The sequence below is a fragment of the Actinomycetospora lutea genome (assembly GCF_028737205.1).
In the GTDB taxonomy this organism is placed as follows: Bacteria; Actinomycetota; Actinomycetes; order Mycobacteriales; family Pseudonocardiaceae; genus Actinomycetospora; species Actinomycetospora lutea.
Genome location: NZ_JAQZAL010000016.1, coordinates 81197 through 107480, shown reverse-complemented (window position 1 = coordinate 107480; position 26284 = coordinate 81197). Strand labels below are relative to the sequence as shown.

Below are 26284 nucleotides of genomic sequence, written 5' to 3'. Positions count from 1 at the left end.
GAGTTACCGCTGAGTAGGGGTCTACACCCTACTGATGAGTAACAAGAGAGGCATACGCCACGCTGCCACCGGGCACGGGGCGTGGGAGAGTCAGGACAGAAGGTAAGTTACCCATCGGTACCTTACTGAGCGGTAACAACGTCCTCCGGGACGGATGCGAGCACAGGAGGTCGCAGAAGGCCCATGAACATCGTCGTGCTGATCAAGCAGGTGCCGGACACCTGGTCGGAGCGCACCCTCTCCGACGCCGACAAGACGCTCGACCGCGCGTCCTCCGACGCGGTGCTCGACGAGATCAACGAGCGCGCCGTCGAGGAGGCGCTCAAGATCAAGGAGTCGGGCGACGCCGAGGTCACGGTGCTCACCGTCGGCCCCGACCGCGCCACCGACGCCATCCGCAAGGCCCTCTCGATGGGCGCGGACAAGGCCGTCCACGTCAACGACGAGGCGCTGCACGGCTCGGACGCCGTGACCACCGCCAAGGTGCTCGCCAAGGCGATCGGCACCGTCGGCGACGTCGACCTGGTGCTCGCCGGCAACGAGGCCACCGACGGCCGCAGCGGCGCCATGGCCGCCATGCTCGGCGAGGTCCTCGGCTGGCCGTCGCTGACCCACGCCAACGCGCTGACCGTCGAGAACGGCACCGCGAGCGTGAAGCGCGAGACCGACGAGGGCACGTGCGACGTCACCTCGGCGCTGCCCGCCGTCGTGAGCGTCGGCGAGAAGATCAACGAGCCGCGCTACCCCTCGTTCAAGGGGATCATGGCCGCGAAGAAGAAGCCGGTGAGCGCCATCGGCATCGCCGACCTCGGCCTCGACGCCAGCGAGGTCGGCCTCGCGGGCTCGCTCTCGCAGGTCGACTCGTTCGCCCCGCGCCCGCCCAAGTCCGGCGGCCAGAAGGTCGAGGACGAGGGCGACGGCGGCGCGAAGATCGCCGAGTTCCTCGTGGGCCAGAAGCTCATCTGATCACCCCCGACACGAAGAGGAGAACCCATGGCTGAGGTCCTGGTCCTCGTCGACCACGTCGACGGGGAGATCAAGAAGAACACCTACGAGATGCTCACGGCCGCCCGCCGCCTGGGCGAGCCGTCGGCCGTCGTCGTCGGCACGCCGGGCACCGCGGCGAAGCTCGCCGAGGGCCTCGCGGCGCACGGTGCGGAGAAGGTCTACGTCGCCGAGTCCGACGACGCCGTGAACTACCTCTCGACCCCGCAGGTCGACGCGCTCGCCGCGCTGGTCGAGCGGGTCTCCCCGCCGGCCGTGCTGATCGCGGCGGGCGCCGACGGCCGCGAGGTCGCCGGCCGCCTGGCCGTGCGCACCAACTCCGGCTGGCTCAACGACCTCGTCGAGATCGACGGCCAGCGCGAGGGCACCCACTCGATCTTCGGTGGCGCCTTCACCGTGCAGTCCCGCGCGACCACCGACACCGCGGTGATCTCGTGGCGCGCCGGCTCCATCGAGATCGAGGAGCAGGCCGGCGCCGGCACGCAGGAGAACATCGACCTCCCGGCGATCGACGAGGCGACGTCGGGCAAGGTGTCCAACCGCGCCCCGATCGTGGGCGGCGACCGCCCCGAGCTCACCGAGGCGAACGTCGTCGTCGCCGGTGGCCGCGGCGTCGGCTCGGCGGAGAACTTCAACGTCGTCGAGACCCTCGCCGACTCGCTGCACGCCGCCGTCGGCGCCTCGCGCGCCGCGGTCGACTCCGGCTACTACCCCAACCAGTTCCAGGTGGGGCAGACCGGCAAGACGGTGTCGCCGCAGCTCTACATCGCGCTCGGCATCTCCGGCGCGATCCAGCACCGCGCCGGCATGCAGACCTCGAAGACGATCGTCGCGGTGAACAAGGACCCCGAGGCCCCGATCTTCGAGATCGCCGACTTCGGTGTCGTGGGTGACCTGTTCTCGATCAGCCCGCAGCTCTCCGAGGAGGTCGCGAAGCGCAGCTCGTAGGCGCGCCCGGCCTTGCTGACCGAAGGGCCCCTTCGCTCGACCGGTTCGAGCGAGGGGGTCCTTCGCTCGTCACCGGGGCGCGATGCGGAGATCAGGAGCACGTGGTGCGCCGCGGCGGTGCCGCCGAGGTGGATGGGGTGCTCCTGATCTCCGGCGCGCGGGTGCTGCGGAGATCACCAGGTCGAAAGGCCCCGCGAGGCAGCGCGTCGAGGTGCCGATCGACCTGCTGATCTCGGACGGCCTGGCGGGCGGCCCGAGCGACGGGGCCCTTCGCTCGGGATCAGTGGGCCGGACCTCGGCGGCGCGGCGTGAACGTCAGCGGGAGGTGGGTCAGCGCCCAGGTCGTGCCGATCTCCTCCACGACGGCCGCCGGGTCCTCGACCGCGATGTCGTCCATCGCCTCCAGGATCTCCTCGACGGCGACCTTGAGCTCGGCACGCGCCATGTGCATCCCCACGCACAGGTGCGGCCCGAAGCCGTAGGCCATGTGCCGGTTGGGGCGCCGGTCGATGTCGAGCTCCCCGGGCCGGTCGAAGGTGCGCGGGTCGTGGTTGGCGCCCGCCCAGTTGAGGTAGACGCGCTCGCCGGCGCGCATCCGCCGGCCGCCGATCTCGGTGTCGGCCAGCACGGTACGCGTGTGCGAGCGCGTCGGCGTCGCGAGGCGCATGAGCTCCTCGAGGGCGTCGGGGATGCGCTCGGGGGCGCGGCGCAGCTCGTCCTGGAGGTCGGGGTGCTCGGCGAGCAGCAGGACCACGAAGCTCATCGAGCTCGCCGTGGTCTCGAAGCCCGCCGGCAGCAGGATCACGCAGTAGTCGAGGATCTCCTCCTCGGTGAGCGGGCGCCCGTCGACCGTGGCGGTGGTCAGCGCGGTGACGAGGTCGTCGGCGGGCTCCCGGCGCTTGGCCGCGGCGAGGTCGGTGAAGTACGCGTAGATCTCGTCGGCCTGGTTCCCGCCCTCGGCGCGGCCCCGGACCAGCGCGACGGCGAGGTCGGCGAGCCGCCCGCGGTCGGGGCCGGGCACCCCGAGGGCGTCCATGAGCGCGTGCGCGGTCATCGGGTTGCACAGCTCGCCGAACACCTCGCAGCGCCCGCGCTCGACGAAGCGGTCGATGAGCTCGCGGGCGATCGCGCGGTAGGCGGGCTCCTTGTCCGCCTGCACCGACCGCGACAACAGCGGGGCGATGATCTGCTTGTACTGCCGGTGCAGCGGCGGGTCGGACTCCATCGGGATCATCGGGCGCGTGTTGCCGAAGTGCTGGAGCAGCACCGGGAACGCGGAGAAGGCGGCGTCCTCCTGCCGGTGCAGCTCCTGCAGTTCGGCGTAGCCCGAGACGGTCCAGATGCCCTCGCCGAACCCGTCGGTCCGCGTCACCGGGCACCGCCGCGCCATCTCCCCGGCGATGCGCACGTAGCGGCCGCGCGTGAGCGTCTCCGACAGCGGGTCGAAGTGGTCACGCCGGTGCTCGGCGTCGTCGTGCGCGCCGGCGGGACACCCCGGCGCCCAGTACCCCGCCGTCCCGGAGCCGGCCGCCCGGTCGTCCGGTGTCTCGTCGCTCACGTCTCGCGTCATGCGACCTCCGGCGCCGGGCGGGCGTGACCGGCCGCGACGCTAGTGCCCGCGGGGCCGCATGACCACGGCGTGGCCCGCGGACCTCGGAGGTGACGACCCTCCGGAGCGAGGGGCCCCGCCGCTCCTCCGCCGCGACACGTTCCCTCGCCGCGGGGCGGCGGGGGAGACCGGCGGTGCACGAGGGGATTACGCTGGCCGGTCGATGACCTACCTCGACCACGCGGCGACCACGCCGATGCTGCCGGAGGCGGCGGCCACCCTGACCGAGGCGCTCGGGCGCGTCGGCAATGCGTCGTCGCTGCACACGGCGGGTCGGCGGGCGCGGCGCGCGGTCGAGGAGTCCCGCGAGACGATCGCGCAGGCCGTGGGCGCGCTGCCCTCCGAGGTCGTCCTGGCGACCGGGGGCACCGAGGCCGACAACCTCGCGCTCAAGGGCCTGTACTGGTCGCGGCGGGCCGCCGACCCGCGGCGCACGCGCGTCGTGGTGTCCGCCGCCGAGCACCACGCCGTCCTCGACGCCGGCGAGTGGCTCGCCGAGCACGAGGGCGCGGACCTCGACGTCCTGCCGGTCGACGCACAGGGCCGCGCGGACCCCGCGGCGCTGAGGGCCCTGCTCGCCGACCACGGTGACGAGGTCGCCGTCGTCAGCGTCATGTGGGCCAACAACGAGGTCGGCACCGTCAACGAGGTCGCGGCGCTGGCCGAGGTCGCGCACGCCGCCGGGGTGCCGATCCACACCGACGCCGTGCAGGCCGTCGGCGCGGTGCCCGTCGACTTCGCCGCCAGCGGCGTCGACGCGCTCTCGCTGACCGGGCACAAGCTCGGCGGCCCGGTCGGGGTCGGGGCCCTGCTGCTGCGTCGCGACACCGCGTGCACGCCCCTGCTGCACGGCGGCGGCCAGGAGCGCGACGTCCGCTCCGGGACCCTCGACGTGCCCGGCACCATGAGCCTCGCGACCGCCGTGCGCGCCGCGGTCGCCGACGTCGAGCGCCGCCGGACGACGCTGACGGCCCTGCGCGACGACCTCGTCGCCCGCGTCCTGGCCGAGGTGCCCGACGCCCGGCTCAACGGGGTGCCGCTCGACCGGCCCGGCGAGCGCCTGCCCGGCAACGCGCACCTGTCCTTCCCCGGCTGCGAGGGCGACAGCCTGCTGATGCTGCTCGACGCCCGGGGCATCGAGTGCTCCACCGGCTCGGCGTGCACCGCCGGCGTCGCCCGCCCCAGCCACGTCCTGCTCGCGATGGGCCTCGACGAGGACCTTGCGCGCGGCTCGCTGCGCTTCTCCCTCGGCCACAACTCCACGGCCGCCGACGTGGACGCGGTGGTCGAGGCGATCGGCCCCGTCGTCGAGCGCGCGCGACGGGCCGGGGACGCGCTGGCGCGGTCGTGAACCCGTCATGAGGGTGCTGTGCCCATGAGGATCTTGGCCGCCATGAGCGGCGGCGTCGACTCCGCCGTCGCCGCGGCACGGCTGCGCGACGCGGGGCACGACGTCACCGGCGTGCACCTCGCGCTGTCGGCGAAGCCCGCGACGATGCGCGAGGGCGCCCGCGGCTGCTGCTCGGTCGAGGACTCCCGCGACGCCCGGCGCTGCGCCGACGTCCTCGACATCCCGTTCTACGTCTGGGACATGGCGGCCCGGTTCCGCGACGACGTCGTCGAGCCGTTCGTCGCCGAGTACGCCGCGGGCCGCACGCCCAACCCCTGCCTGCGGTGCAACGAGAAGATCAAGTTCACCGCGGTGCTGGAGCGCGCGCGGGCGCTGGGCTTCGACGCCGTGGGGACGGGGCACTACGCGCGGCTCTCCGTCAGCGCCGACGATCCCGCCCACCCGGTCCTGCGCCGGGCCGCCGACCCCGACAAGGACCAGTCCTACGTCCTCGGCGTCCTGCGTCCCGACCAGCTCGCCGGCGCGCTCTTCCCGCTCGGCGCGAGCCCGAAGACCGAGGTGCGCGCCGAGGCCGCGCGGCGCGGGCTCGTCGTGGCCGAGAAGCCCGACAGCCACGACATCTGCTTCATCCCCTCCGGCGACACCCGCGGGTTCCTCGCCGAGCGGATCGGGGAGGCGCCGGGGGAGATGGTCGCCCCGGACGGGGAGGTCGTCGGCCATCACCGCGGCGTCCACGACTTCACCGTCGGCCAGCGCCACGGGCTCGGCATCGGCCGCCCGGCCGCCGACGGGCGCCCCCGCTACGTGCTGGGTCTCGAGCCGGTGAGCCGCACGGTGCGCGTCGGGCCGGTCGAGGAGCTCGACGTCACGTCGCTGCACGCCACCGACCCGGTGTGGCTGGCCGAGCCGCCGACCGGCTGCGTCGTCCAGGTCCGCGCCCACGGCGGCCTGGCCCGGGCGTCGGTCGCCGTGACGGACGCCGGCGTCGACGTGACCCTCGACGAGCCGCTGCGCGGTGTCGCGCCCGGTCAGGCAGTGGTGTTCTACCGCCCGGACGACGCCGGCGACGTCGTGCTCGGCAGTGCGACCATCGCGTCGACCTCCCGCTGAGCGGCCCCGGGGCACGTGTCCCCGGGGCCGTCGAGCCCCCTCGCGGCACCGCGATGCGTATAGCGCGGGGAGTAGAATCGGCGTGAGCATGAGCACCGACTGCATCGGGTGCGGCCGCGGGATCCCCGCGGAGCGCGCCGAGCTGGGATACACCTACTGCACCGCGCCGGCCTGCCAGGCGGAGTACCGCCGGGGCCCGACGGTCACCGCCGTGGCCGTCAACAAGAGCGGCGACGCCTTCCGCGTCGCCGAGCCCGACGAGATCGCCCGCCGCGCCGCCGCCGGCGAGTTCGACCGGAAGGACACCGGTCTCGGCACCGACCCCGTGGACGTCCCCCGGGTGCCGGCCCAGCGCCGCGGGCCGCGGCGGCCGCCGCGACCCGTGACGCCCTCCTGGACGCCCGCCCAGGAGAAGGTCATCCGGCTCTACGCCGACATGGGTCTCTCGCCACGGCGGATCGCCGAGCGCGCGCGGGAGAACACGCCGCGGCTCGGGATCACCGAGGCGCTCGCGGTCCGCGTCCTGTCGGGGCTGCGGCGCTAACCTCGGAGCCCATGCGCTTCGAGGCGGAGAACATCCGCGACTGGCAGGGCAAGGCCGTCGTCGACCCCGCCGACGGGAAGATCGGCACGCTCGAGGCGGTCTACGTCGACACCGTCACCGACGAGCCGGCCTTCGCCACCGTCGTCGTGGGCTTCGTGGGGCGCCGGCGCCTGGCGTTCGTACCGCTGGCCGGGGCGACGGTCGCGCCCGACCACGTGCGGGTCACCGTCGCGAAGGACCTCGCCAAGCAGGCCCCGTCGATCGACACCGACGGTGAGCTCGCCGCCGAGGACGAGCCGGCCGTGTTCGAGCACTACGGCCTCGCCCCGTCCTCGCCGGGTGCCGCGCGCCGCCTCGCGCGGCGCTGAGCGACCCGTCAGACGATCGCGACCGGGTCCAGCATCGAGCCCGTCGCTCCGTGGATCTTCAGGGGCAGCGCGACGAAGAGGAACTCGTACGTCCCGGCGCGGGCGAGCTCCTCGAGGTAGATGGACTCGAAGAGATAGATCGCGTGCTCGATGAGCAGCAGGCTGTGCACCGGCTGCGGATTCTCCGGGTCGCCGTAGTCGGGGGGCGGCTGGACCTCGAAGGTCTCGGTGTCGCTGCCGGCCGCGACGACCCCGCGGTCGAGCAGCCAGCGCGCGGCGGACAGGTCGGGGCCGGCGGTCGCGTGGCGGCTCATCGCCTCGGTGTCCGGCCAGTGCCCGAGGTAGCCGGTGCGGATGAGGACGACGTCCCCGGCCCGCACCTCGACGCCCTGGTGCGCCGCGACGGCCGCCAGCTCGTCGGCGTCCACCACCGACGACCGCGGCAGGGCGTCGACCCCGCGGTGGCCCGGCACGTCGATCAGGACGCCGCGGGAGACGAACGGCGGCAGCTTCGAGGCGTCGCCGTGCCGCGGCCCGCTGTCGCCGAGGTGCTCGCGCGGGTTGCCCCCGCCGTACCAGTGGTCGTCGTCGCCGATCGTGACGTGGGCCAGCGCGTCGACGTGGGCGCCGCTGTGCGACGTCGCGCTCAGCAGCTCGGCCATGTACCCGTAGCCGACGCCGTTGCGCGGCCCCCACGGCTGGGCGCCCTCGGCGCGCAGCCCGCCCGGCGTGCGCGCCATGCTCACCCGGAACGGCGGGTGCGCGCCGAACAGCGGCATGTCGGTGAACCGCGGCACGGCCAGCGAGAAGACCTCGCCGCGCGTGGGCAGCGCCAGCGCGGCGAGGATCTCCTCCGGGCGGCGGAAGGCCGCCGGCCCGCGTTCCGGGTCGACCGCCGTCATGGGCGCCGCTGCGCGTCGGCGATCATGCCGACCACGCGCTCGGGCGTCATGGGCAGCTCGTCCACCCACACCCCGAGGGGACGCAGCGCGTCGTCGACGGCGCTGGCGATCGCCGTCGGCGCCACCAGCCGGCCGCCCTCCCCGACGCCCTTGACGCCGTAGGTGGTGAACGGCGAGGGCGTCTCCAGGTGCTCGAGCACGATCTCGGGGACCTCGTGCATGCTCGGCAGCAGGTACTCCCGGAACGTCGGGGTCTCCAGCGCCCCGTCGGTCGCGCCGTAGCTGTACTCCTCCATCAGCGCCGCGCCGATGCCCTGGACGATGCCGCCCACGACCTGGCCCTCGACCAGCGCCGGGTTCATCACGGTGCCGCAGTCGTTGACGACGTAGTAGGCGCGCAGCGTCACCTCACCGGTCTCGGGATCGACCTCGACGATCGGGATGTGGCAGGCATGGGAGACCATCGGGTAGAAGGCGCCCAGGTCGCTGCGGTCGGCCGAGGGTGGCGTGAAGTACGGGTGGTCGTAGGTGTACACCGCGACCAGCCCGCTGCTCTCGGCCTCGTCGGTGCCGTCGTGGAACAGGTGGGCCTTCATCCCGACCTCGGCCATCGTCATCGACGTCCCCGGCGCGCCCTTCGCGCGGAAGACGCCGTCGACGCACTCGACGTCCTCGGGGTCCATCTCCATGGCGCTCGCCGCGACCCGGATCATCTTGTCCTTGACGGTCCGCGCGGCGCCCCGGGTCGCGCCCGACAGCATGATCGTGACGCGGCTGCCGCCGGGGCCGGCCGAGATCGCGCCGATCGTGGAGTCGGCGTAGACGACCGAGACGGCGGACGGGTCGATGCCGAACTCCTCGGCGACGACCTGGCCCACGACGGTCTCGGGGCTGTTGCCCCACAGCGGGCAGCCGATCGTGGCGCGGACGCCGCCCATGGCGTCGACGTCGATCTTGCAGCTCTCCGGCGTGCTCGTCGCCGGGAGCGGCGGCTCGTCGTAGAAGGACCACCACTCCGAGGCGTTGTAGCCCGAGCGCTCCTGGCAGCTCGCCAGGCCGATGCCGAGGTAGCGGCCCTCGGCGCGCAGCCGCTCCTGCTCGGCGCGCCACCGGTCGAGCCCGGCGATCTCGAGCGCACGGTCGAGGACGGCCTCGTAGTCGCCGCTGTCGTAGATGTTCCCCGTCGGGATCTTGTACGGGAACTGGTCGGGCCGGATGAAGTTCCGCCGGCGCAGCTCGACGCGGTCGATGCCCATCTCCAGGGCGGCCTTGTCGACGAGGCGCTCGAGGATGAAGTTGCCCGGGTCGGCGCCGGCGCCGCGGAAGAAGCCCTGCTGGACCTTGTTGGTCAGCACGCAGGAGACGTCGTAGCGCAGGCTGCCGATCCGGTAGGGGCCGACGGGCTGGGCCACCGCGTTGCCGTGCTGGCCGTGCGCGAACTGGAAGTAGGCGCCGTAGTCGTCGATGATCCGCAGGACGAGGCCGAGCATCTCGCCGTCCTCGGCGAGGGCGAGCTCGGCGTCGTAGATCCGGTCGCAGCCGACGTTGTCGTTGGCCGCGACGTTGTCGGCGCGGTCCTCGAGGTACTGGACGGGGCGGCCGCACGCCTTGCTGAGCGCCCCGGTGATCGAAACGACCTTGGTGATCAGGTGCTTGCTGCCGAAGCTGCCGCCGACCGTGCACGGGATCATGCGCAGCCGGTTCGTCGACACCCGCAGGATCCCGGCGAACGCCCAGGGCAGGAAGTTGATGAAGTTGCTGTTCGACCACATCGTCATCGACTGGCTGAACGGGTCCCAGGACGCCACCGCGCCGGCCGTCTCGATGGGGTGGGCCCCCATCCGGTGCCACCGCGCGCTCGAGCGCACGATCGTGTGCGCGCGGGCCAGGTCGGCGTCCACGTCGCCCCAGTCGAGGGTGCGGTGGAAGACGACGTTGGAGTCCAGCGTCTCGTGCACCCGCGTCGCCGACGGGTCCATCGCCGCCACCGGATCGACGAGGGCGGGCAGGACCTCGTACTCCACGCGGATCCGCGCGCAGGCGTCCTCGGCGATGTAGCGGTCGGTGGCCGCGACGGCGGCGACGGCCTCGCCGGGGAAGCGCACGCGGTCGACCGCGATCGCGCGCTGCTCGACCGGTTCGGCGCAGAAGGCCGGCATCGGGTCGACGAGCTCGGCGGCCGTCGCGCCGGTCAGCACCACGACCACGCCGGGCAGCGCCTCGGCCTCCGACGTGTCGATCGAGACGATCCTCGCGTGGGCGTGCGGGCTGCGCAGGACCGCGCCGTGCAGCATGCCGGGCAGGACGACGTCGCCGATGAACCCGGCCCGCCCGGTCAGCAGCTTCGGGTCCTCCTTGCGCGCGACGCTCTGCCCCACCCAGCGGCGGGTCTCGGCGGCGGGCCGTTCGACGGTGCTCATGCGCGGACCCCGCTCTGCTCGTCGCTGGTCTGCCCGTCGCTGGTCTGCCCGTCGCTGGCCTGCCCGGCCATCAACCGTCCGGCCGCGCACACCGAGCGCACGATGTTCTGGTAGCCGGTGCAGCGGCACAGGTTGCCGCCCAGCGCCTCCTCGACGTCCTCGCGCCGGGGCTCGGGGACGCGTTCGAGCAGCTCGCAGGCGCCCATGAGCATCCCGGGGGTGCAGAAGCCGCACTGCAGGCCGTGCTCCTCGGTGAAGGCCCGCTGGATCGGGTGCAGCGTGCCGTCGGCCCCGGCCAGCGACTCCACGGTGCGGACCGACGCGCCGTCGAGCTGGGCGGCGAAGACCAGGCAGGACCGGGTCGCGACGTCGTCGACCAGCACCGTGCACGCGCCGCACACGCCCTGCTCGCACCCCAGGTGCGTGCCCGGGAGGGCCAGGTCGTTGCGGAGCAGATCGGCCAGCAGGGTGCGTGGCTCGGTGCGGAGGTCGTGGCGGGTGCCGTTGACCGTGATCCGGACGCGGACCTCATCGGGCATCGGTCGTCTCCTTCGGCGAGGTCGCCCGCGCGAGGGCGGTGCGCAGGGCGCGGGCGGTGAGCACGCGCGCGAGGTGGCGGCGGAAGTCGGCGGAGCCGTGGCAGCTCGGGATCGGGTCCAGGCCGTCGGCGGCGCGCGCCGCGGCCTCGGTGAACGCGGCGGGGTCGTCGGCGCCGACGACCGCGGTCTCCACGGCCGGGAGGCGGGCGGGGCGCTGGTCGGCGCCGCAGAGCGCGACCCGCGCGTGGGCGACCCGGCCGTCATCGTCCACGCCGACGACCACGGCGGCCCCGCAGACGGGCAGGTCGCCGTGACGACGGGTGAGCTCGACGAAGGCGCTCCCGGTCCGGCCGGCCGTGACGGGCACCTCGACCCCGACCACCATCTCGTCGGGCGCGAGCGACGTGGCGAAGGGGCCGGTGAAGAAGTCGTCGGCGGCGACGGTGCGCTCGGCGGCGCGGCTGCGGACCTTGACCAGACCGTCCAGCGCGAGCAGGGCGGTCGGGAGCTCGGCGGACGGGTCGGCGAACGCGACGCTGCCGACGACCGTGCCGCGGGCGCGCACCGGCGCGTGGGCGACGTGCGCGCCGGCCTCGGCGAGCAGCGGGGCGTGGGCGGCGACCTCCCCGGACAGCTCGCTCGTGCGCTGGCGGACCGTGGCGCCCAGGCGCAGCGTGGACGACCCGTTGTCGCCGGTCACACCCAGCGAGTCCAGCCCCCGCACGCGGTTGATGTCGACCACGACGGCCGGGCTGACCTGGCGGGCGTTCATCATCCGGACGAGGCTCTGCCCGCCCGCCAGCACCCGGGCGTCGTCGCCGTGCTCGCCGAGGACGTCGAGGGCCTCGTCCAGCTCCCGTGGTGCCGCGTACTCGAACGGCGCAGGCTTCATGGGCACCTCCGGGTGCTGGTGTGCTCGACCGTCGCCGCGGCGGGCGGGTCGTGGAGGGGAGGCCGGCGGGGTGGCGGATTCGGTGCCGGCGGCTCGGACCGCGAGGTGTGCCTCAGGTCACACCGCCATCGATGTTGGCCGCTCACCGCGGGCTTAAGCAACGTTAAGTTGGGACGGTTCGCCCCACGGCGTCCGAATGGCCCTGCTCGTTGCGCCGGCCAGTCTTGACGCGGAAGGTGATCATCACGCCTCGGTCTCGGGACCGCCACGCCCGGCGAGGCCCGCGGTCCGCGGCCGAAGGGTCGTGACGCCGTGGGGTTCTGACGGCAGGCTGGGGCGGGTGACCGGCGACACACGCCCGCGCTCGGGCATCCGCGCGCTGCGCGTGTCGGCGGCCGAGGTCGCCCGCCGGACCGGGGTGTCCGCGGCGACCGTCTCCTACGCGCTCAACGGCAAGCCCGGGGTCTCCGCGGAGATGCGGGCCCGGGTGCTCGCGACCGCGGCCGAGCTCGGGCACCCGCTCGACCGCTACGAGCGGGCGCTCGAGCCGGAGCCCTCCCGGGTGCTCGGGCTGGTCCTCACCGACATCAGCAACCCGTTCTACTCCGAGTTCTCGGCCGGGACGATCGACATCGCCCGCGCCCAGGGCTACGAGGTCTTCGTCGCCCACACCCAGGAGAGCTCGCCGACGCTGGACACGGTGGTCCGGACGATGATCGCCCGCCGGGTGGACGGGATGGTCCTGACCTCGCTCCACACCGACGACGGCGACGCCATCCGCCTGCTGCGCCGCGCCGAGATGCCGTTCGTGCAGGTGAGCCGCCGGATCCCGGGGCTGCGGGCCGACTTCATCGGCGTGGACGAGCCGGCGCTCTCGCGGGACGTCCTCGGCCACCTGCTGGGCCACGGGTACACCGATCTCGCGATCATCACCGGCACCCGGAGCTCGTCGTCGTCGGCGGAGCGGGCCCGGACGTTCGTCGCCACCGCCGCCGAGCTCGGGGTCCCGCTGCCCGCCCACCGGCGTTTCATCGCCTTCCTCAACGGCGAGGGCGGGCGGCGGGTCGCGCAGCACCTCATCGACGCCGACGACGTTCCGCGCGCGATCGCGTGCGGGTCCGACGCCATCGCCTCCGGGGTCATCGGGACGCTGCGCGAGCACGACCTGCGGGTGCCCGACGACGTCGCCGTCACCGGCATCGACGGCGTCTTCCCCGGTGCCTCGATGCTGGCCGAGCTCACGACCGTCACCCTGTCCCGGCGCCTCATGGCGCAGGCCGCGGTGGAACAGCTCATCCGGCGCATCGACGGCCGCGGCGGCGGCGCGATGACCGAGACCGTGCCCCACACCCTGCGCATCGGCACGAGCTGCGGCTGCCCGCGCTCGGCCATGCCCGAGTCGCGCCGGCCGGGGGCGCGGACACCGTGAGCGCGCCCCGCGCCCACGTGCGCGGATGGCGGCCCGCCCGGGCGCCATGATGTCGCCGTGGCGATCCGTGTGGAGTCCGATCCCGCCGACCCCCGGGTGGCGGTGCTGACCATCGACCGGCCGGACGCGCGCAACGCGCTCGACCCCGAGCACCAGGAGGCGCTCGGGGCGGCGGTCGCGGCGTTCGAGGCGTCCGACGAGCAGCTCGTCGCCGTCCTGACCGGCGCGGGGGAGACGACGTTCTCCGCGGGCGCCGACCTCAAGCGCCTCATCCCCGCCTACCGCGACCGGGTGCGCGCCGGCGAGGACGTGCCCTGGAACTTCGGGGGCTTCACCGCCGTCGAGCGCGCCAAGCCGCTGATCGCCGCGGTCAACGGGCACGCCCTGGCCGGCGGGCTGGAGATGGCGCTCGCGTGCGACATCCGCCTCTGCTCGCCGAACGCGACCTTCGGGCTCGCCGAGACCAAGTGGGCGATCATCCCCGGGGCCGGCGGGACCGTCCGGCTGCCGCGCGCGGTGCCGCTCGGGCTGGCGATGGAGATGATCCTGTCCGGCGAGCCGATCGACGCCGCCGAGGCGTACCGCACGGGGCTGGTGAACCGGGTGGTCCCGCTGCCGGAGCTGCTCGACGTGGCCGTGGGTCTCGCTCGGGGCATCGCCGACCGGGGCCCGCTCGCGGTCCGCGAGGCGCGGGCGCGCGTGCTGGACGGGCTGGGCCTGGAGCACGCCGAGGCGATGGCCCGCGAGCACGAGGCGTTCCTGCGGGTGATGCGCACCGACGACGCGCTCGAGGGCCCGGCCGCCTTCGCCGAGAAGCGCGCGCCGCGCTACCGGGGCCGCTGAAGGAGCCGCCGCACGCGGGCCAGCAGGGCGCCGAGGGCGAGTCGCAGCGGGCTCGTCCGCGTCGTCGGGGCCCCGCCGGTCCGCGCCGCCTCGTCGACGGCCTCCGCGAACCGCTCGAACAGGCGCCGCGACACGTCGCCGGCCAGCGCCCGGCCGAACTGGGCGACGCGTCCGGAGAGGTGCACGTCGGCGTCGGCCCGCAGGGTCGTGCCCCCGTCCGCCGCGGCGTCGGCGGCGAGGCGGATCACGGCCTGCGTGCTCGACCCGCCGCGGTCGGCGCCCTGGGCGAGCACGCGCATCCGGTGGGTCGTGGCGTCCCGGTCCGCGACCTGGGCGAGGCCCTCGAAGCGCAGGGACACCGGCCCGAGCGCGACGACGGCGCGCCCGCGGTAGCGGTCGTCGCCGAGGTCCTCGGTCATCTCCGCGCCGGGCAGGCAGGCCACGAGGCGCGCGGGGTCCGACAGCACGGCCCACACCTCGCCGACGGGCGCGGACAGCGCGCGGCGGACGTCGACCGTGACCGTGGGCGGGCCCGAGGGCACCGTGATCGAGCTGGGGGCCTTCCTGACGTCTGACGTCGGCGGGGCGGCCACGCTGACACCGCCCGAGCGCCCGACCAGCGCGGGCGGCACGGCGGCGCGGGGTGGGGGGACGCCGTCGGGGTGCTCGCGGGCCACGTCGGCGACGGCGGCGAGGATCCCGCGGTAGCCGGTGCAGCGGCACAGCACGCCCGACATGTCCTCGGGCAGCGACTCCGGCGCGTAGGTGCCGCCGGCGAGCAGGTCGTAGGCGCTCATCAGCATCCCGGGCGTGCAGAAGCCGCACTGCAGCCCGTGGTGGTGGGCGAACGCCTGCTGCAGGGGGTGCTGGTCGGCGGCGCTGCCGAGCCCCTCGACCGTGGTCAGCGCGGCGCCCTCGCACTGCACGGCGAACAGCAGGCAGGCGCGCACGGCCTCGCCGTCGAGCAGCACCGTGCACATCCCGCAGACGCCGTGCTCGCAGCCGACGTGGGTGCCGGTGAGCCCGAGGCGGTCGCGCAGGACGTCGGAGAGCGTGGTGCGCGGGGAGACGGCGACCGTCACCGCGCGCCCGTTGACGGTCATCGCCACGTCGACCGTGGCGTCGGGCTCCACCCTCATGCGTGGGCCTCCCGGTGTGCGCGCGCCAGCTCCCGCGCGGCGAGGACGCCCAGCAGGCGGGCGCGGTAGCCGCGCGAGCCGTGGGCGTCGCCGTCGGTGTCGACGACCTCGGCGGCCAGCGCCTCGGTGACGGGGCGCAGGCCGGCCTCGGTCGGGTCGGTCACCGTGAGCTCGCGGACCACGGGCCGGTCGGACACCCCGAACGCGGCGAGCACGGCCTGGTCGCCCCGGACGCGCACCGCGACCCCGGCCAGCGCGAAGTCGCCGTGCCGGCGGGCGATCTCGGCGAACCCGAAGCCCTCGCCGTCGGCGGCCACCGGGAAGCGCACGCCGGTGACGAGCTCGTCGGGGCCGAGCGCCGTCGTCATGGCGCCCGTGACCCATTCCCGCGCCGGCACGACCCGCTCCCCGCGCGGGCCCCGGACCACCACCGACGCCCCCAGGCAGGCGGCGACCGCGGGCAGCTCGGCGGCCGGGTCGGCGTGCGCGAGGCTGCCGCACACGGTGCCGCGGCTGCGCAGCTCGCGGTGCCCGACGAAGGGCATCGCGCGCCCGATCAGGGGCACCGCCGCGACCTCGGGGGACCGCTCCACGCGTCGCTGGCGCACGGCCGCGCCGACGTGCAGCTCCCCGTCGGCGACGGCCACCGTGTCCAGCTCCGGCAGCCGGGTGATGTCCACCAGCGTGCCCGGGCGGCCCAGGCGCATCGCGAGCACGGGCACCAGCGACTGGCCGCCGGCGAGCACCTTCGCGTCGCCGGCGGCGAGCACGTCCGCCGCCTCGTCCACGGTGTCCGGGCGGCAGTAGGCGAACGGTGCGGCCTTCACGGGCGGCTCACCGGCCCGTGAACGACGGCGTGCGCTTCTCGCCGAACGCCGCGACGCCCTCGGCGAAGTCGTGGCTCGAGCGCAGCATGGCGTAGGCCTTCCGCTCGAGCTCGATCCCCGAGTACAGGGGCGCGTCGACACCGCGGTCGAGCACCTCCTTGGCGGCGCGCAGGGCGAGCGGCGAGAACCCGAGCATCCTCGTGACCAGGGTTTCGGTGGCCGCGTCGAGGGCCGCGCGGTCGGGGTGCAGCTCCGCGACGACACCCCAGTCGGCGGCCTCCTGCCCCGTCATCCGGCGGGCGGTCATCACGTGGTGCTTGGCGCGCGAGAGCCCGATCAGGCGCGCGAGGCGCTGGGTGCCGCCGGAGCCCGGGATCATGCCGAGGTTCATCTCGGGCAGCGCGAAGCGGCTGCGCTCGGTGGCCAGCCGGATGTCGCAGGACAGCACCAGCTCGAGGCCGACACCGAAGGCGTAGCCGTCGACGGCGACGATCACCGGCTTGGGGCTGCGCGAGGGCGCGGTGACGTCGTGGCCGAGGTCGGTGAAGTCGATCGGGTCGACCTCCATGAACCCGGCGATGTCGCCGCCCGAGGAGAAGTGCTCGCCGTCGGAGCGGATGACGACGACCTGGACGTCCGGGTCGCGGTCGATCTCGGCGAAGCGTTCGGCCATGAGCCGGCGCATCTCCCACGTGATCACCGTGTAGCGCCCGTGCGACAGCGTCACGTCCGCGACGCGCCCCCCGTGCGAGCGCTCGAGCCGGACCTCGCCACCGGTCAGTGCCATGGGAACCCTTCGTCGTCGGTATGTGAGCGAAATTCACGGCTATAGCCGGGAATTTCGCTCACATGAGGAGGTCGTGGAGGACGGAGCCGTGCAGGGGCAGGGAGTCGATCACGACGCCGGCGGGGGCCAGGGCGTCGGCGACCGCGTTGGCGTAGGCGACGGGCAGGCTCATCGAGCTGCCTTCGCCGCACCCCTTGGCGCCGAGCGGGGTGAGCGGCGACGGCGACACCACGTGGTCGGAGACCAGGTCGAACGCGGTCTCGGCGCTCGTGGGGCAGAGGTAGTCGAGGAACGTCGCCGATGTCGGCTGGCCGGCGGGGGAGTAGCGGAACTCCTCGTACGCCGCGCCGCCGAGCCCGTGCACGAGCGCCCCGAGCACCTGCCCCTCGAGCAGCACCGGGTCGAGCACCGTGCCCGCGTCGTGCACCGTCGCGACGCGGTCGAGGGTGACCACGAGCGTGTCCGGGTCGATGCGCACCCCGACCATCTCGGCGACGAAGCCGTAGCAGAGCGAGGAGTTGATCCGGTCCTCGGCGGTGGCCGCGACCGCCTCGGGCGGCACGAACTCACCCTCGGTGGCCAGCCGCGCGGGCGCCCCGGCGGGCAGCGCGCCCGGGTCCCAGTGCACGACCCCGGCCGCGTGCCGGAACGCGCACTCCCGGCCCGACACCGGATCGCGGACGCTGCCGTCGGCCAGCTCCAGCCCCTCGGGGGAGACCCCCAGCAGCACGGACGCGCCCGCCCGCACCGTCTCCGCCAGCCGGTCCACCGCGGCGACCACCGCGCTGGTCACCAGCGGGGCGAAGCGTGACGAGTAGCTGCCCGACGTCACCGTCCACGGTGTCGACGCGGTGTCCATGTCGACCACCACGCGCACCTGCTCGACCGGCAGCCCCAGCCGGTCCGCCGCCACCCGGCGCGCCACCGTCGCGTGCCCCTGGCCCTGCGGGACGGAGCCGAGCAGCACCGTCACCACGCCCTGCAGGTCCACCGACGCGCGCACGATCTCGGTCGAGCCGGACTTGTCCCGCCCGGGCCTGCGCTCCGAAGCCGGGGTCGCCAGGCCGACGTAGCCGATGTTGGTGCCCGACGGGTCGACGACCAGCGCCAGCCCGACCCCGTAGTACGCGCCCTCGGCCCGCGCGGCCTCCTGGCGCGCGCGCAGCTCGTCGTGGCCGCCCTTCGCGAGCAGCAGGTCCAGGGCCCCGCGGTAGTCGCCGGAGTCGTAGAGCCCGCCGGTCGGGGTGCGGTGCGGGAACGAGCGCACGAGGTTGCGGCGGCGCACCTCGGCGACGTCGAGCCCGGTGCGCGCGGCGACGGCGTCCATCAGCCGCTCGAGCCCGAAGTACAGCTGCTGCCCGCCGAAGCCCCGGTTGAGCCCGGTCGGTGCGCGGTTGGTGACGACGGCGCGGGCGCGGAGCGCGACGGCCGGCACGTCGTAGGCGCCGGTGATGTTGCCGAAGCAGCGGTAGAGCGTGCTCGGCTCCGGCGGGCGCAGGTAGGCGCCGACGTCGTCGACGAGGTCCACCCGCAGCGCCTCGACCACACCGTCGCCCGACACCGCCGCCGAGAACCCCATCGCCCGCCCCGCGCCCGACGAGCTCGCGAGCAGGTGCTCGACGCGGTCCTCGGTCCAGCGCACCGGCCGCCCGGCGTGCCGCGAGGCCAGCGCCATGAGCACCACGTAGGGGTAGATGCCGGACTTGATGCCGAAGCTGCCGCCGATGTCGGCGGGCACGTGCAGGCGGAACCGCGACACCGGGACACCCAGCGCGCCCGCCGCGACCGGCACCATCGTGAACGGCCCGTGGAAGTTGGCCCAGCACTCGACGGCCGGCCCGTCGGCGCCGTCGGTCCACTGCGCCACCACCCCGTAGCACTCCATCGGCACCGACGAGTAGCGCGGGAACGTGTACTCGCCGTGCACGACGTGCGCGGCCCGCTCGAACGCCGCGTCGACCGGCCCGAACGAGAACGACCGGTCGGTGGCGACGTTCGTGCCCGCCTCCGGGTGCAGCAGGACCGCCGCGGGCTCCAACGCCGTCCGGGTGTCGACGACGACGTCGAGGGGTTCGTAGTCGACCTCGACGAGCTCGCCCGCGTCCTCGGCGACGTAGCGGTCGCTCGCCACGACGACCGCGACGGGCTCGCCGACGTAGCGCGCCACGTCGACCGCCGCGGGCAGGTAGGGCATCGGCGTGGAGGTCGAGAGCGGGAACGGCCGCACGGCCGCGCGCACCTCGTCCGGCCCGATCACCGCCACGACGCCGGGGTGGGCGCGGGCCGCGGACAGGTCCACCGACCGGAGGCGCGCGTGCGGGTGCGGGCTGCGCACGATCGCCGCGACGAGCGTGCCGGGCAGCGGGTCGAGGTCGTCGACGAAGCGCCCGGCGCCGGCCACGAGCGCCGCGTCCTCGTCGCGGGCGGGCGGGCCGGTCACCGCAGGGCTCCGGCGGTGTCGGCGAGCGCGGTGTAGTCGCCGCCGACGAGCACCCGGCGCAGCGTCTTGCCGACCGCGGAGCGCGGCACGGCGTCGACCGCGATGACGCGCTTGGGGCGGCGCAGCGACGGGAGCGTCTCGCGGCCCCAGGCGTCGGCCGCCACGACGGCGTCCGCGGGGACCACGCCGGCGGCGGGCACCACGAACGCCGTCACCGCCTGCCCCCATCGCTCGTCGGGCAGCCCGACGACGACCACGTCGGCGACCGCCGGGCAGCGCACCAGCTCGGCCTCGATCTCGTCGGGGTAGACGTTCTCGCCGCCGCTGTTGATCATGTCGTCGACCCGCCCGGACACCCACAGGTCGCCCTCGTCGTCGGCCACCGCGAGGTCGCCGGTGAAGTACCAGCCGCCGCGGACGGCCTTCGCGGTCGCGTCGGGCCGCAGCCAGTAGCCGGAGAACGCCTCGGGGCTCGCCATCGACACCGCGACCTGCCCCTGCTCCCCGGGGGCCACCTCGTCGTCGGGACCCGCGCCGGGGGAGGGGTCGACGAGCCGCACCCGGCTGAACATCCCGGCCCGGCCCGCGCAGCCCGGCTTCGCCGCCACGTCCGGGCCGATCGTGAACGTGTAGATCTCGGTCGAGCCGAAGTGGTTGACGAACGCCTCCGGGGCCACGGCGTCGACCAGCCGCTCGGCCAGCGCCGGCGCCATCGGCGCGCCCGCGTAGGCGAGCCGGCGCACCCCGGCGAGCGCGGCGGGCTCGGCCTCGCGCAGCAGCGACCAGTACATCGTCGGCACGAGGTAGAGCGACGTGACCCGCTCGCTGGCGATGAGCTCGGCGGCCTCGGCGGCGTCGAACCGGGCCTGGGGCACCCACGTCCCGCCGGCGACGATCGTGGCGAGCAGGGTCCGCACGCCCATGGTGTGGAACAGCGGCATCACGCCGAGCACGACGTCGCCGGGGCGCCCGCCGGTCTGCACGAGGTGCGCGACGGCCGCGGCGTGCTCGGCGCGGTGGCTGCGCGGCACGCCCTTGGGCCGGCCCGTGGTGCCCGAGGTGTAGAGCATGACGCTGACGTCGTCCGCGGTCGGCAGGTCGGACGGCGCGGTGTCGGGCTGCTCGCGGGCCAGGCGCTCGACCTGCTCGAGCTCGAGGTGCGCGACCGGCCGGACGCGCTCCTCGCGCAGCGCCGTGGCCGTCGCCTCCTCGGTCGCGCGCTCGCTGACGACGAGCGCCGGGGCGGCGTCGGCGAGGCAGTGCGCGAGCTCGGGTGTGCCGAAGCGCGGGGACAGCGGCGTCGCGACGGCCCCGAGCCGCTGGGCCGCGAGGTGCAGCGACGCCGCGGGCTCCCCGCCGTGCAGGACGAGCGCGACGCGGTCGCCACGGCGCACGCCGAGCCCGAGCAGGGCGTGGGCCAGGCGGGCGGTGCGGGCGTCCCACTCGGCGAAGGTCAGGGGGTGCGGGCCGCCGACCGCGCGCCGCCCCGGATAGCGCTCGACCGCCCACGCCCAGACCGTCGCCAGATCCATCGGCCGCCGCCTCCTGATCGTGCTCCGCCCCACACCGTCTGTTTCGGACCGTATGGGACGTACCGCGAGGCGGCAAGGATCGGTACGCTCCGTGGTCGTGGCCGACCGGCTCTCCCCGACCTCCTACGTCGTGCTCGGGACCATCGCGCTGCGCGGACCCTCCACGTCGTACGACCTCAAGCGGGCCGTCGGGCGCTCCATCGGCTACTTCTGGCACTTCCCGCACGCGCAGCTCTACTCCGAGCCGCAGCGGCTGGTCGAGCTCGGCCTGCTCGAGGCCGAGACGGAGGTCGAGGGCCGGCGCCGGCGGACCTACCGGCTCACCGACGAGGGTCTGGCCGAGCTGCGGGCCTGGCTCGCCGAACCGACGCCCGAGCACTTCCAGATGCGCGACATCGCCGAGCTCAAGCTGTTCTTCAACGAGGTCGGCGAGCAGGGCGACGTCGCGCGGCTGGCCCGCGAGCAGGTGGCCGCGCACCGCGAGCGGATCGCGGTCTACGAGGACATGCGGACCCGGTACGCCGACCTCGACGCCGTCGCCAAGCGCATGATCACCCTGCGTCTCGGCCTGGAGATGGAGCACGCCGCGCTGCGGTTCTGGTCGGCGCTGCTGGACGAGGTGGCCGAGGAGGAGTCCGCATGAGCGCCGCCGACGACGACCTGGTGGCCGGCGAGCCGCGCCGGGTGCTGCGCAGGGCGCTCGCGCACCTGTCCACCCAGCGGCGGGACGACGGCTCCCTCGAGCTGCTCGGCGAGGTGCCGCCCGACCTCGCCGACCCGCTGATGCGGGCCCTCGACCGCGTGGCCGGCGAGCTCGTCGCCGACGACGAGCGCCGGGGCGAGGTGCCGCGGCGCGGCGGGCGGCTCCACGCGGACGCGTTCGTCGCCCTGCTCCTGAGGGTCACCGACACCCCGCCCGACCGGGCCTGACCCGACCCGGGCGGGGCGCCCGGCTCACCGCTCCTCGCGGAAGTCCACGTGGCGACCGACGCGCGCGTCGTACTTGCGCAGCACCATCCGGTCGGGGTCGTTGCGGCGGTTCTTGCGGGTCACGTAGGTCGTGCCGGTCCCGGCGGTCGAGCGCAGCTTGATGATCGGGCGGACGTCGTTGCGAGCCATGCTTCCCCTCCTTGTTGAGAATGATTATCGTTCACGGTAACGCGATCGAAGGGAGCGCTATGCCCGAGGGTCCGGAGACCGGACTGACGCTGGTGTGCGGTGCCGACCGGGCCGCCGCAGCGGCGGTGGCGGCCGCGGTACGGCCGGCGGGAGGAGTGCTCGTCGCCCACGACCTGCGGGGACTGGGCGAGGGCGTCGTGCACCGGCGGGTGGTCGACGACGAGGGCGCGGCCGACACGGTGCTCGAGCTCGCGCACGGCTGCGTGGCCTGCACGCTGCGCGAGGACCTGCTGCCGCTGCTGCTGCGCCTGGCCCGTGAACCCGCCGTGCGGCACGTCGTCCTGCTGCTCGACCCGGGCATGGAGCCCGATGCGGCGGCCGGGGCCCTGCACACCCTGGTGCCCGAGGGCGCCGACGGCCCGGTCACCGACGTGCTGGCGCTGCGCGGTGTCGTCGGGGTGATCGACGCGGAGACCTGGCTCGAGGACGCGGGCGGCGACCACACGCTGGTGGAGCGGGGTCTCGGGCTGACCGGGGACGACGAGCGCAGCGTCGCGCAGGTGGTCGTGGCGCAGGCCGAGTTCGCCGACGTGCTCGTGGTCGCCGGGCGCTGCGCGACGCCCTGGGACCGCGTGCGCCTCGATGCCGTCCTCGACCGCCTCGCCCCGCGGGCGGCGCGCCTCACCGTCGCCGACCCGCCCGGCGGTGCGCCGGAGATCGCGGCCGAGCTGGGCGCGGACGTCGTCGCCCGGCTCGCGGACCTCGGTCCCGACGCGCGCCGCGGCGTCCCCGAGGACGCGCACGCGCCCCTGCTGCGGGGCCAGCCGCCCCTGGCGTGCGACGCCGGCGTCTCGCTGCTGCACGTCGGGCACCGCCGCCCGTTCCACCCCGAGCGCCTGCACGCCGCGGTCGACGTGCTGCTGCACGGCACGATCCGGGCCCGCGGGCGGGTGTGGGTGGCCTCGCAGCCCGAGCACGTGCTGTGGCTCGAGTCCGCGGGCGGCGCCCTGCAGATCGGGGTCGCGGGGACGTGGCTCGCGGCCGGCGGCTCCTGGGCCGACGTCGACGACGAGCGCCGCGCCGCCGCGGCCCTGCGGTGGGACGACCGCTTCGGCGACCGCGAGCAGCAGCTCGTGGTGCTCGTCCACGACGCCGATCCGGCCGGGATCGTCGAGGCGCTCGACGCCGCCCTGCTCACCGACGCCGAGCTCGCGCGCGGGCAGGCGGCGTGGCGCCGGTTCCCCGATCCGTTCGAGCACCGGCACGCCGACCCGTGCGACGACCTGCCCGGCGGCCTCGACCTCGACGGCGCCTCGACCCGGAGGGAGGGCGAGCGATGACCGACACGGTCGGCTTCACCGCCGTCTACTGCGGCACCGCGACCTGCCCGCACCACCAGCGTCCCGCGATCGGGCGCGAGGACGTCAGCGAGGCGCTGCGCGGCACCGTCCGGCGGTGCCCGCACGGCGTGCTGGTGAGCGCGCCGTGCCTGACGACATCGGCGTGCGGGCAGGGCACCGCACCCCACGGGGCCGGCGCGCTGGTGCTCGTCCAGCCGTGCGACCACACGCGCACCCCCACCGGCCCCGCCGTCGTCGCCGGTCCGCTGCACGAGCCCGCGGACGTCGACGACCTCTGCGCGTGGCTCGCCGGCGGTGTCGAGCACCCACCCCCGGGGCATCTGCGCGCCGGCTGACCGCGTCGATGGGCCAGCTCCGCTGCGCTCCGTGACCTGCCGTGACAGCGTCGGGGCGTGACCGGAGTGCGCGCGCCGACGCGGAGCCGCGCGGACGCGGTGGTCATGGTCCTCGTCGGCCAGTTCTCCGTGCAGTTCGGCGCCACCGCGGCCACCGGGCTGTTCGCGCGGGTCGGCCCCGTCGGCGCGGTGTCGCTGCGGCTGGCGTTCGCGGCGCTGGTGCTGCTGGCGGTCTGCCGGCCGCGGGTCCGGCGTCTCGGGCGACGCGACTGGGCGGCCGTCGTGGGCTTCGGCGTCGCGCTGGCGGGCATGAACTCGCTGATCTACGAGGCGATCGCGCGGATCCCGCTGGGCGCCGCGGTGACGCTCGAGGTGCTCGGCCCGCTCGTGCTCTCGGTGGTCGCGTCACGCCGGGCGTCGCGCTGGGTGTGGGCGGGGCTCGCGCTCGCCGGGGTGGCGCTGCTCGGCCGCGCGGGCCTGACCGGGCTGACGCTGACCGGCGCGCTGTTCGCGCTGGGCGCCGCGGCGATGTGGGCGGCCTACATCCTCGCCTCCCGCCACGCCGGCGGACGCTTCGAGCGCCTCGACGGCCTGGCGCTCGCGATGACCGTCGGCGCGGTGCTCACCGTCCCGTTCGGCGCGGTGGCGGGCGGCGCGGCGATGGTCGACCCCCTCGTGCTCGGGTGGGGCTTCGCCGTGGCGCTGCTGTCCTCGCTCGTGCCCTACAGCCTCGAGCTGCTCGCGCTGCGCCGGATGCCGACCTCGACGTTCTCGGTGCTGATGAGCCTCGCGCCCGCGATCGCCGCGACGGCCGGGTTCGTCGTGCTCGGCCAGGAGGTCACCGTGGTCTCGGCGCTGGCGATCGCGATGGTCGTCGCGGCGAGCATCGGGGCGGTGCGGACGTCACGCCCGGAGCTCTGAGAGCACCGTCAGGAGCCGTTCGCGCAGGTCCGCGCCGCGCTCGGCGAAGCGCTGCTGGGCGGCGGCGTAGGCGGCCTTGCCCTCGGCGGTCTCGATGCGCACCGGGGGGTAGCCGAGGTCGGCGAGATCGTAGGGCGACGCGCGCATGTCGAGCACCCGGATGTCGTGGGCGAGCGCGAAGGTGTCCAGCAGCAGCTCGCCGGGCACGAGCGGCCCGAGCTTGTCCGCCCACTTGTAGAGGTCCATCCCGGCGTGCAGGCACCCGGGCTGTTCGAGCTCGACCTGGCGGGCGCGGGTGGGCGTGACGGTGTTGCGGGGCGCGGCGGCGTCGGTGAAGAACCGGTAGGCGTCGAAGTGCGAGCAGCGGATGCGGTGCGACTCGACGACCGCGTCGGTGCCGGCCGCCCCGAGGCGCAGGGGCACGGGGTGGCGGGTGTCCCGGTCGCGGTAGACCATCGCCCACTCGTGCAGCCCGAAGCAGCCGAGCTGGGCGGGCCGGTCCGCGGTGGCGCGCAGGAGGCCGTCCACGAAGGCGACCGTGGCCCCGCGCTCCCTGCTCAGCGTCTCGTGGTCGACGCGGACGCCGTCCCCGGCGCGCAGGTAGTGGCGCCAGGCGGCGCGCTCGTCGGCGTCCTCCAGGACCACCCGGGCGCCGGGGTGCCAGCGCCGCAGCCGGCTCGGGCGGGTCGGGTAGTAGGTGTAGAGGAAGTCCTCGACGGGGTGCGCCTCGCCGCGCGCCCTGCGCGCCCGGTGCCCGGCGGTCAGCGCGTCGGCGCACTCGGCGTGTGCCGCGGCCCGCGCGCGCCACACCTCGCTCGCCAGCACCTCCACCCCGCCCATGCTGCCAGCGCCGCTCGACGATTCGGCGCACACCGCAGCGTCGCGCTCCTACCGTCTCGGTCATGGAGACCGGCGACGTCGACATGGCCGCGGTGGGCGAGCTGCTCGCCGACCGCGCCCGCTGCCGCATGCTGCTCGCGCTCGCGGACGGCCGCGCGCTGCCGGCGAGCACGCTGGCCTCCGAGGCGGGCGTCGCCCCGTCCACCGCGAGCGGGCACCTGGGGCGGCTCACCGAGCGCGGGCTCACCGAGGTCGTCGCGACCGGGCGCTACCGCTACTACCGCCTCGCCGGTCCCGAGGTCGCCCGGCTGGTCGAGGTGCTCGGCCGGGTCGCGCCGGCGCGCCCGGTCCGCTCGCTGCGCGAGGGCACGCGCGCGCACGCGCTGCGGATGGCGCGGCGCTGCTACGACCACCTCGCCGGCCGCCTCGGCGTCGCCGTCACCGACGCGCTGCGCGAGCGCGGCTGGATCTCCGGCTCCGACGGCACCCCGGACCCCACCGCGCGGCGGGCCCACCAGCTGCCCGGCTACGTCGCCGAGGACGGCGCCTACCGCCTCACCGAGGCGGGCCGGACGGGGCTCGTCGGCCTCGGGGTGCGCGTGCCGGACGGGCTGCACGCCGTGCGGTGCTGCGTCGACTGGACCGAGCAGCGCCACCACCTCTCCGGCCCGCTGGCCGCGGCGCTGCTCGACCGGTTCGACGCCGACGGCTGGGTGCGCGCGTCGACCGGGCACCGCGCGCTGAAGGTCACCGACGACGGTGTCGCCGGGCTCGCCGACCGCCTCGGCGTGGGCTGGCCGCCGCCCGCCGTCGACCTCGCCCCGGCCCGGGGTTGACGCCGCCCCCGGTCGCGCTGATCACGAGCACCTGGTGCGCGTCCGGCGGCCTCGCGAGGGCGATGGAGTGCTCGTGATCTCCGCGACGCGGCGGGCAAGCGTTCCGGCCAAGGGCGCCCCTCGCCCGTCTCTTCGAGCGAAGGTGCCCTTCGCCCGGAACCCCCGCGGCGCCCACCCCGCCCCGCCC

The 26284-nt window shown here is 75.2% G+C and carries 26 protein-coding genes; 14 read left to right on the top strand and 12 right to left on the bottom strand.

Annotated elements, in window-relative coordinates:
* Window positions 1-183 precede the first annotated feature (183 nt).
* Complete coding sequence (locus PHK61_RS18540) at window positions 184-966, top strand: electron transfer flavoprotein subunit beta/FixA family protein (RefSeq protein WP_274282494.1); 783 nt, start codon at window positions 184-186, stop codon at window positions 964-966.
* A 27-nt stretch (window positions 967-993) separates the two neighbouring features.
* Window positions 994-1953: an electron transfer flavoprotein subunit alpha/FixB family protein gene (locus tag PHK61_RS18535; protein WP_274282493.1), complete on the top strand. Its 960-nt coding sequence runs from the start codon at window positions 994-996 to the stop codon at window positions 1951-1953.
* A gap of 280 nt (window positions 1954-2233) precedes the next feature.
* Here PHK61_RS18535 and PHK61_RS18530 read toward each other — a convergent pair whose 3' ends face one another.
* A complete protein-coding gene (locus PHK61_RS18530) occupies window positions 2234-3511 on the bottom strand; it encodes a cytochrome P450 (protein ID WP_274282492.1) in 1278 nt (425 codons plus the stop codon).
* Window positions 3512-3725: 214 nt separating this feature from the next.
* On the opposite strand from PHK61_RS18530, the gene PHK61_RS18525 reads away from it, so the two are divergent.
* The 4 genes from PHK61_RS18525 (at window position 3726) to PHK61_RS18510 (ending at window position 6935) form a co-directional block, all read left to right on the top strand.
* Window positions 3726-4913, top strand: coding sequence for a cysteine desulfurase family protein (locus tag PHK61_RS18525; RefSeq protein ID WP_274282491.1), 1188 nt, complete (start codon window positions 3726-3728; stop codon window positions 4911-4913).
* Between the two features lie 24 nt (window positions 4914-4937).
* Complete coding sequence (mnmA, locus tag PHK61_RS18520) at window positions 4938-6023, top strand: tRNA 2-thiouridine(34) synthase MnmA (protein ID WP_274282490.1); 1086 nt, start codon at window positions 4938-4940, stop codon at window positions 6021-6023.
* A gap of 88 nt (window positions 6024-6111) precedes the next feature.
* Complete coding sequence (locus tag PHK61_RS18515) at window positions 6112-6567, top strand: hypothetical protein (protein WP_274282489.1); 456 nt, start codon at window positions 6112-6114, stop codon at window positions 6565-6567.
* Window positions 6568-6578: 11 nt separating this feature from the next.
* A complete protein-coding gene (locus tag PHK61_RS18510; protein ID WP_274282488.1) occupies window positions 6579-6935 on the top strand; it encodes a PRC-barrel domain-containing protein in 357 nt (118 codons plus the stop codon).
* An 8-nt stretch (window positions 6936-6943) separates the two neighbouring features.
* Here the strand turns inward: PHK61_RS18510 and PHK61_RS18505 are convergent, their stop codons facing one another.
* Genes PHK61_RS18505 through PHK61_RS18490 form a run of 4 tightly spaced genes read right to left on the bottom strand, consistent with a single transcriptional unit; the run spans window position 6944 to window position 11688 of the window.
* Window positions 6944-7837 (bottom strand): cyclase family protein, encoded by an 894-nt coding sequence (locus PHK61_RS18505; RefSeq protein ID WP_274282487.1) that lies wholly within the window; start codon window positions 7835-7837, stop codon window positions 6944-6946.
* Window positions 7834-10257: a xanthine dehydrogenase family protein molybdopterin-binding subunit gene (locus PHK61_RS18500; protein ID WP_274282486.1), complete on the bottom strand. Its 2424-nt coding sequence runs from the start codon at window positions 10255-10257 to the stop codon at window positions 7834-7836. The genes PHK61_RS18505 and PHK61_RS18500 overlap by 4 nt, the downstream gene beginning before the upstream one ends.
* Window positions 10254-10796 (bottom strand): (2Fe-2S)-binding protein, encoded by a 543-nt coding sequence (locus PHK61_RS18495; RefSeq protein ID WP_274282485.1) that lies wholly within the window; start codon window positions 10794-10796, stop codon window positions 10254-10256. Before PHK61_RS18495 ends, PHK61_RS18500 begins: the two co-directional genes overlap by 4 nt.
* Window positions 10786-11688, bottom strand: coding sequence for an FAD binding domain-containing protein (locus PHK61_RS18490; RefSeq protein ID WP_274282484.1), 903 nt, complete (start codon window positions 11686-11688; stop codon window positions 10786-10788). Before PHK61_RS18490 ends, PHK61_RS18495 begins: the two co-directional genes overlap by 11 nt.
* Window positions 11689-12028: 340 nt before the next feature.
* Between PHK61_RS18490 and PHK61_RS18485 the strand changes: the two genes are divergently transcribed.
* Together PHK61_RS18485 and PHK61_RS18480 are read left to right on the top strand one after the other, a co-directional pair.
* Window positions 12029-13117 carry a LacI family DNA-binding transcriptional regulator gene (locus PHK61_RS18485; RefSeq protein ID WP_274282483.1) on the top strand — a complete coding sequence of 363 codons (1089 nt, stop codon included), beginning with the start codon at window positions 12029-12031 and terminating at the stop codon, window positions 13115-13117.
* 57 nt (window positions 13118-13174) lie between these two features.
* The gene (locus PHK61_RS18480) at window positions 13175-13960 is read left to right on the top strand and encodes an enoyl-CoA hydratase/isomerase family protein (protein WP_274282482.1); all 786 of its coding nucleotides are present in this window, start codon (window positions 13175-13177) and stop codon (window positions 13958-13960) included.
* Here the strand turns inward: PHK61_RS18480 and PHK61_RS18475 are convergent.
* The 5 genes from PHK61_RS18475 to PHK61_RS18455 are packed head-to-tail and all read right to left on the bottom strand — an operon-like array spanning window position 13945 to window position 20685.
* Complete coding sequence (locus PHK61_RS18475) at window positions 13945-15099, bottom strand: xanthine dehydrogenase family Fe-S subunit (RefSeq protein ID WP_274282481.1); 1155 nt, start codon at window positions 15097-15099, stop codon at window positions 13945-13947. The genes PHK61_RS18480 and PHK61_RS18475 overlap by 16 nt on opposite strands.
* Window positions 15096-15926: an FAD binding domain-containing protein gene (locus PHK61_RS18470; protein ID WP_274282480.1), complete on the bottom strand. Its 831-nt coding sequence runs from the start codon at window positions 15924-15926 to the stop codon at window positions 15096-15098. The genes PHK61_RS18475 and PHK61_RS18470 overlap by 4 nt, the downstream gene beginning before the upstream one ends.
* A gap of 7 nt (window positions 15927-15933) precedes the next feature.
* Complete coding sequence (locus tag PHK61_RS18465) at window positions 15934-16713, bottom strand: enoyl-CoA hydratase/isomerase family protein (protein ID WP_274282479.1); 780 nt, start codon at window positions 16711-16713, stop codon at window positions 15934-15936.
* Between the two features lie 58 nt (window positions 16714-16771).
* Entirely contained in the window at window positions 16772-19153 is a 2382-nt protein-coding gene (locus tag PHK61_RS18460; protein WP_274282478.1) for a xanthine dehydrogenase family protein molybdopterin-binding subunit, read from the bottom strand.
* The gene (locus PHK61_RS18455) at window positions 19150-20685 is read right to left on the bottom strand and encodes a class I adenylate-forming enzyme family protein (protein WP_274282477.1); all 1536 of its coding nucleotides are present in this window, start codon (window positions 20683-20685) and stop codon (window positions 19150-19152) included. The genes PHK61_RS18460 and PHK61_RS18455 overlap by 4 nt, the downstream gene beginning before the upstream one ends.
* Before the next feature lie 97 nt (window positions 20686-20782).
* On the opposite strand from PHK61_RS18455, the gene PHK61_RS18450 reads away from it, so the two are divergent.
* Together PHK61_RS18450 and PHK61_RS18445 are read left to right on the top strand one after the other, a co-directional pair.
* Window positions 20783-21328 (top strand): PadR family transcriptional regulator, encoded by a 546-nt coding sequence (locus tag PHK61_RS18450; RefSeq protein ID WP_274282476.1) that lies wholly within the window; start codon window positions 20783-20785, stop codon window positions 21326-21328.
* Complete coding sequence (locus PHK61_RS18445) at window positions 21325-21615, top strand: hypothetical protein (protein ID WP_274282475.1); 291 nt, start codon at window positions 21325-21327, stop codon at window positions 21613-21615. The genes PHK61_RS18450 and PHK61_RS18445 overlap by 4 nt, the downstream gene beginning before the upstream one ends.
* A gap of 24 nt (window positions 21616-21639) precedes the next feature.
* Here PHK61_RS18445 and rpmG read toward each other — a convergent pair whose 3' ends face one another.
* Entirely contained in the window at window positions 21640-21804 is a 165-nt protein-coding gene (rpmG, locus tag PHK61_RS18440) for a 50S ribosomal protein L33 (RefSeq protein ID WP_274282474.1), read from the bottom strand.
* Window positions 21805-21863: 59 nt separating this feature from the next.
* Between rpmG and mrf the strand changes: the two genes are divergently transcribed.
* Genes mrf through PHK61_RS18425 form a run of 3 tightly spaced genes read left to right on the top strand, consistent with a single transcriptional unit; the run spans window position 21864 to window position 24421 of the window.
* Complete coding sequence (mrf, locus tag PHK61_RS18435) at window positions 21864-23144, top strand: ribosome hibernation factor-recruiting GTPase MRF (protein ID WP_274282473.1); 1281 nt, start codon at window positions 21864-21866, stop codon at window positions 23142-23144.
* Window positions 23141-23500: a hypothetical protein gene (locus tag PHK61_RS18430; protein ID WP_274282472.1), complete on the top strand. Its 360-nt coding sequence runs from the start codon at window positions 23141-23143 to the stop codon at window positions 23498-23500. Before mrf ends, PHK61_RS18430 begins: the two co-directional genes overlap by 4 nt.
* A gap of 57 nt (window positions 23501-23557) precedes the next feature.
* The gene (locus tag PHK61_RS18425; RefSeq protein ID WP_274282471.1) at window positions 23558-24421 is read left to right on the top strand and encodes an EamA family transporter; all 864 of its coding nucleotides are present in this window, start codon (window positions 23558-23560) and stop codon (window positions 24419-24421) included.
* Here PHK61_RS18425 and PHK61_RS18420 read toward each other — a convergent pair.
* A complete protein-coding gene (locus PHK61_RS18420; protein ID WP_274282470.1) occupies window positions 24404-25261 on the bottom strand; it encodes a 3-methyladenine DNA glycosylase in 858 nt (285 codons plus the stop codon). The two genes, PHK61_RS18425 and PHK61_RS18420, sit on opposite strands and share 18 nt — an antisense overlap.
* Before the next feature lie 62 nt (window positions 25262-25323).
* On the opposite strand from PHK61_RS18420, the gene PHK61_RS18415 reads away from it, so the two are divergent.
* Window positions 25324-26097 (top strand): ArsR/SmtB family transcription factor, encoded by a 774-nt coding sequence (locus PHK61_RS18415; protein ID WP_274282469.1) that lies wholly within the window; start codon window positions 25324-25326, stop codon window positions 26095-26097.
* The last annotated feature ends 187 nt before the right edge of the window (window positions 26098-26284 follow it).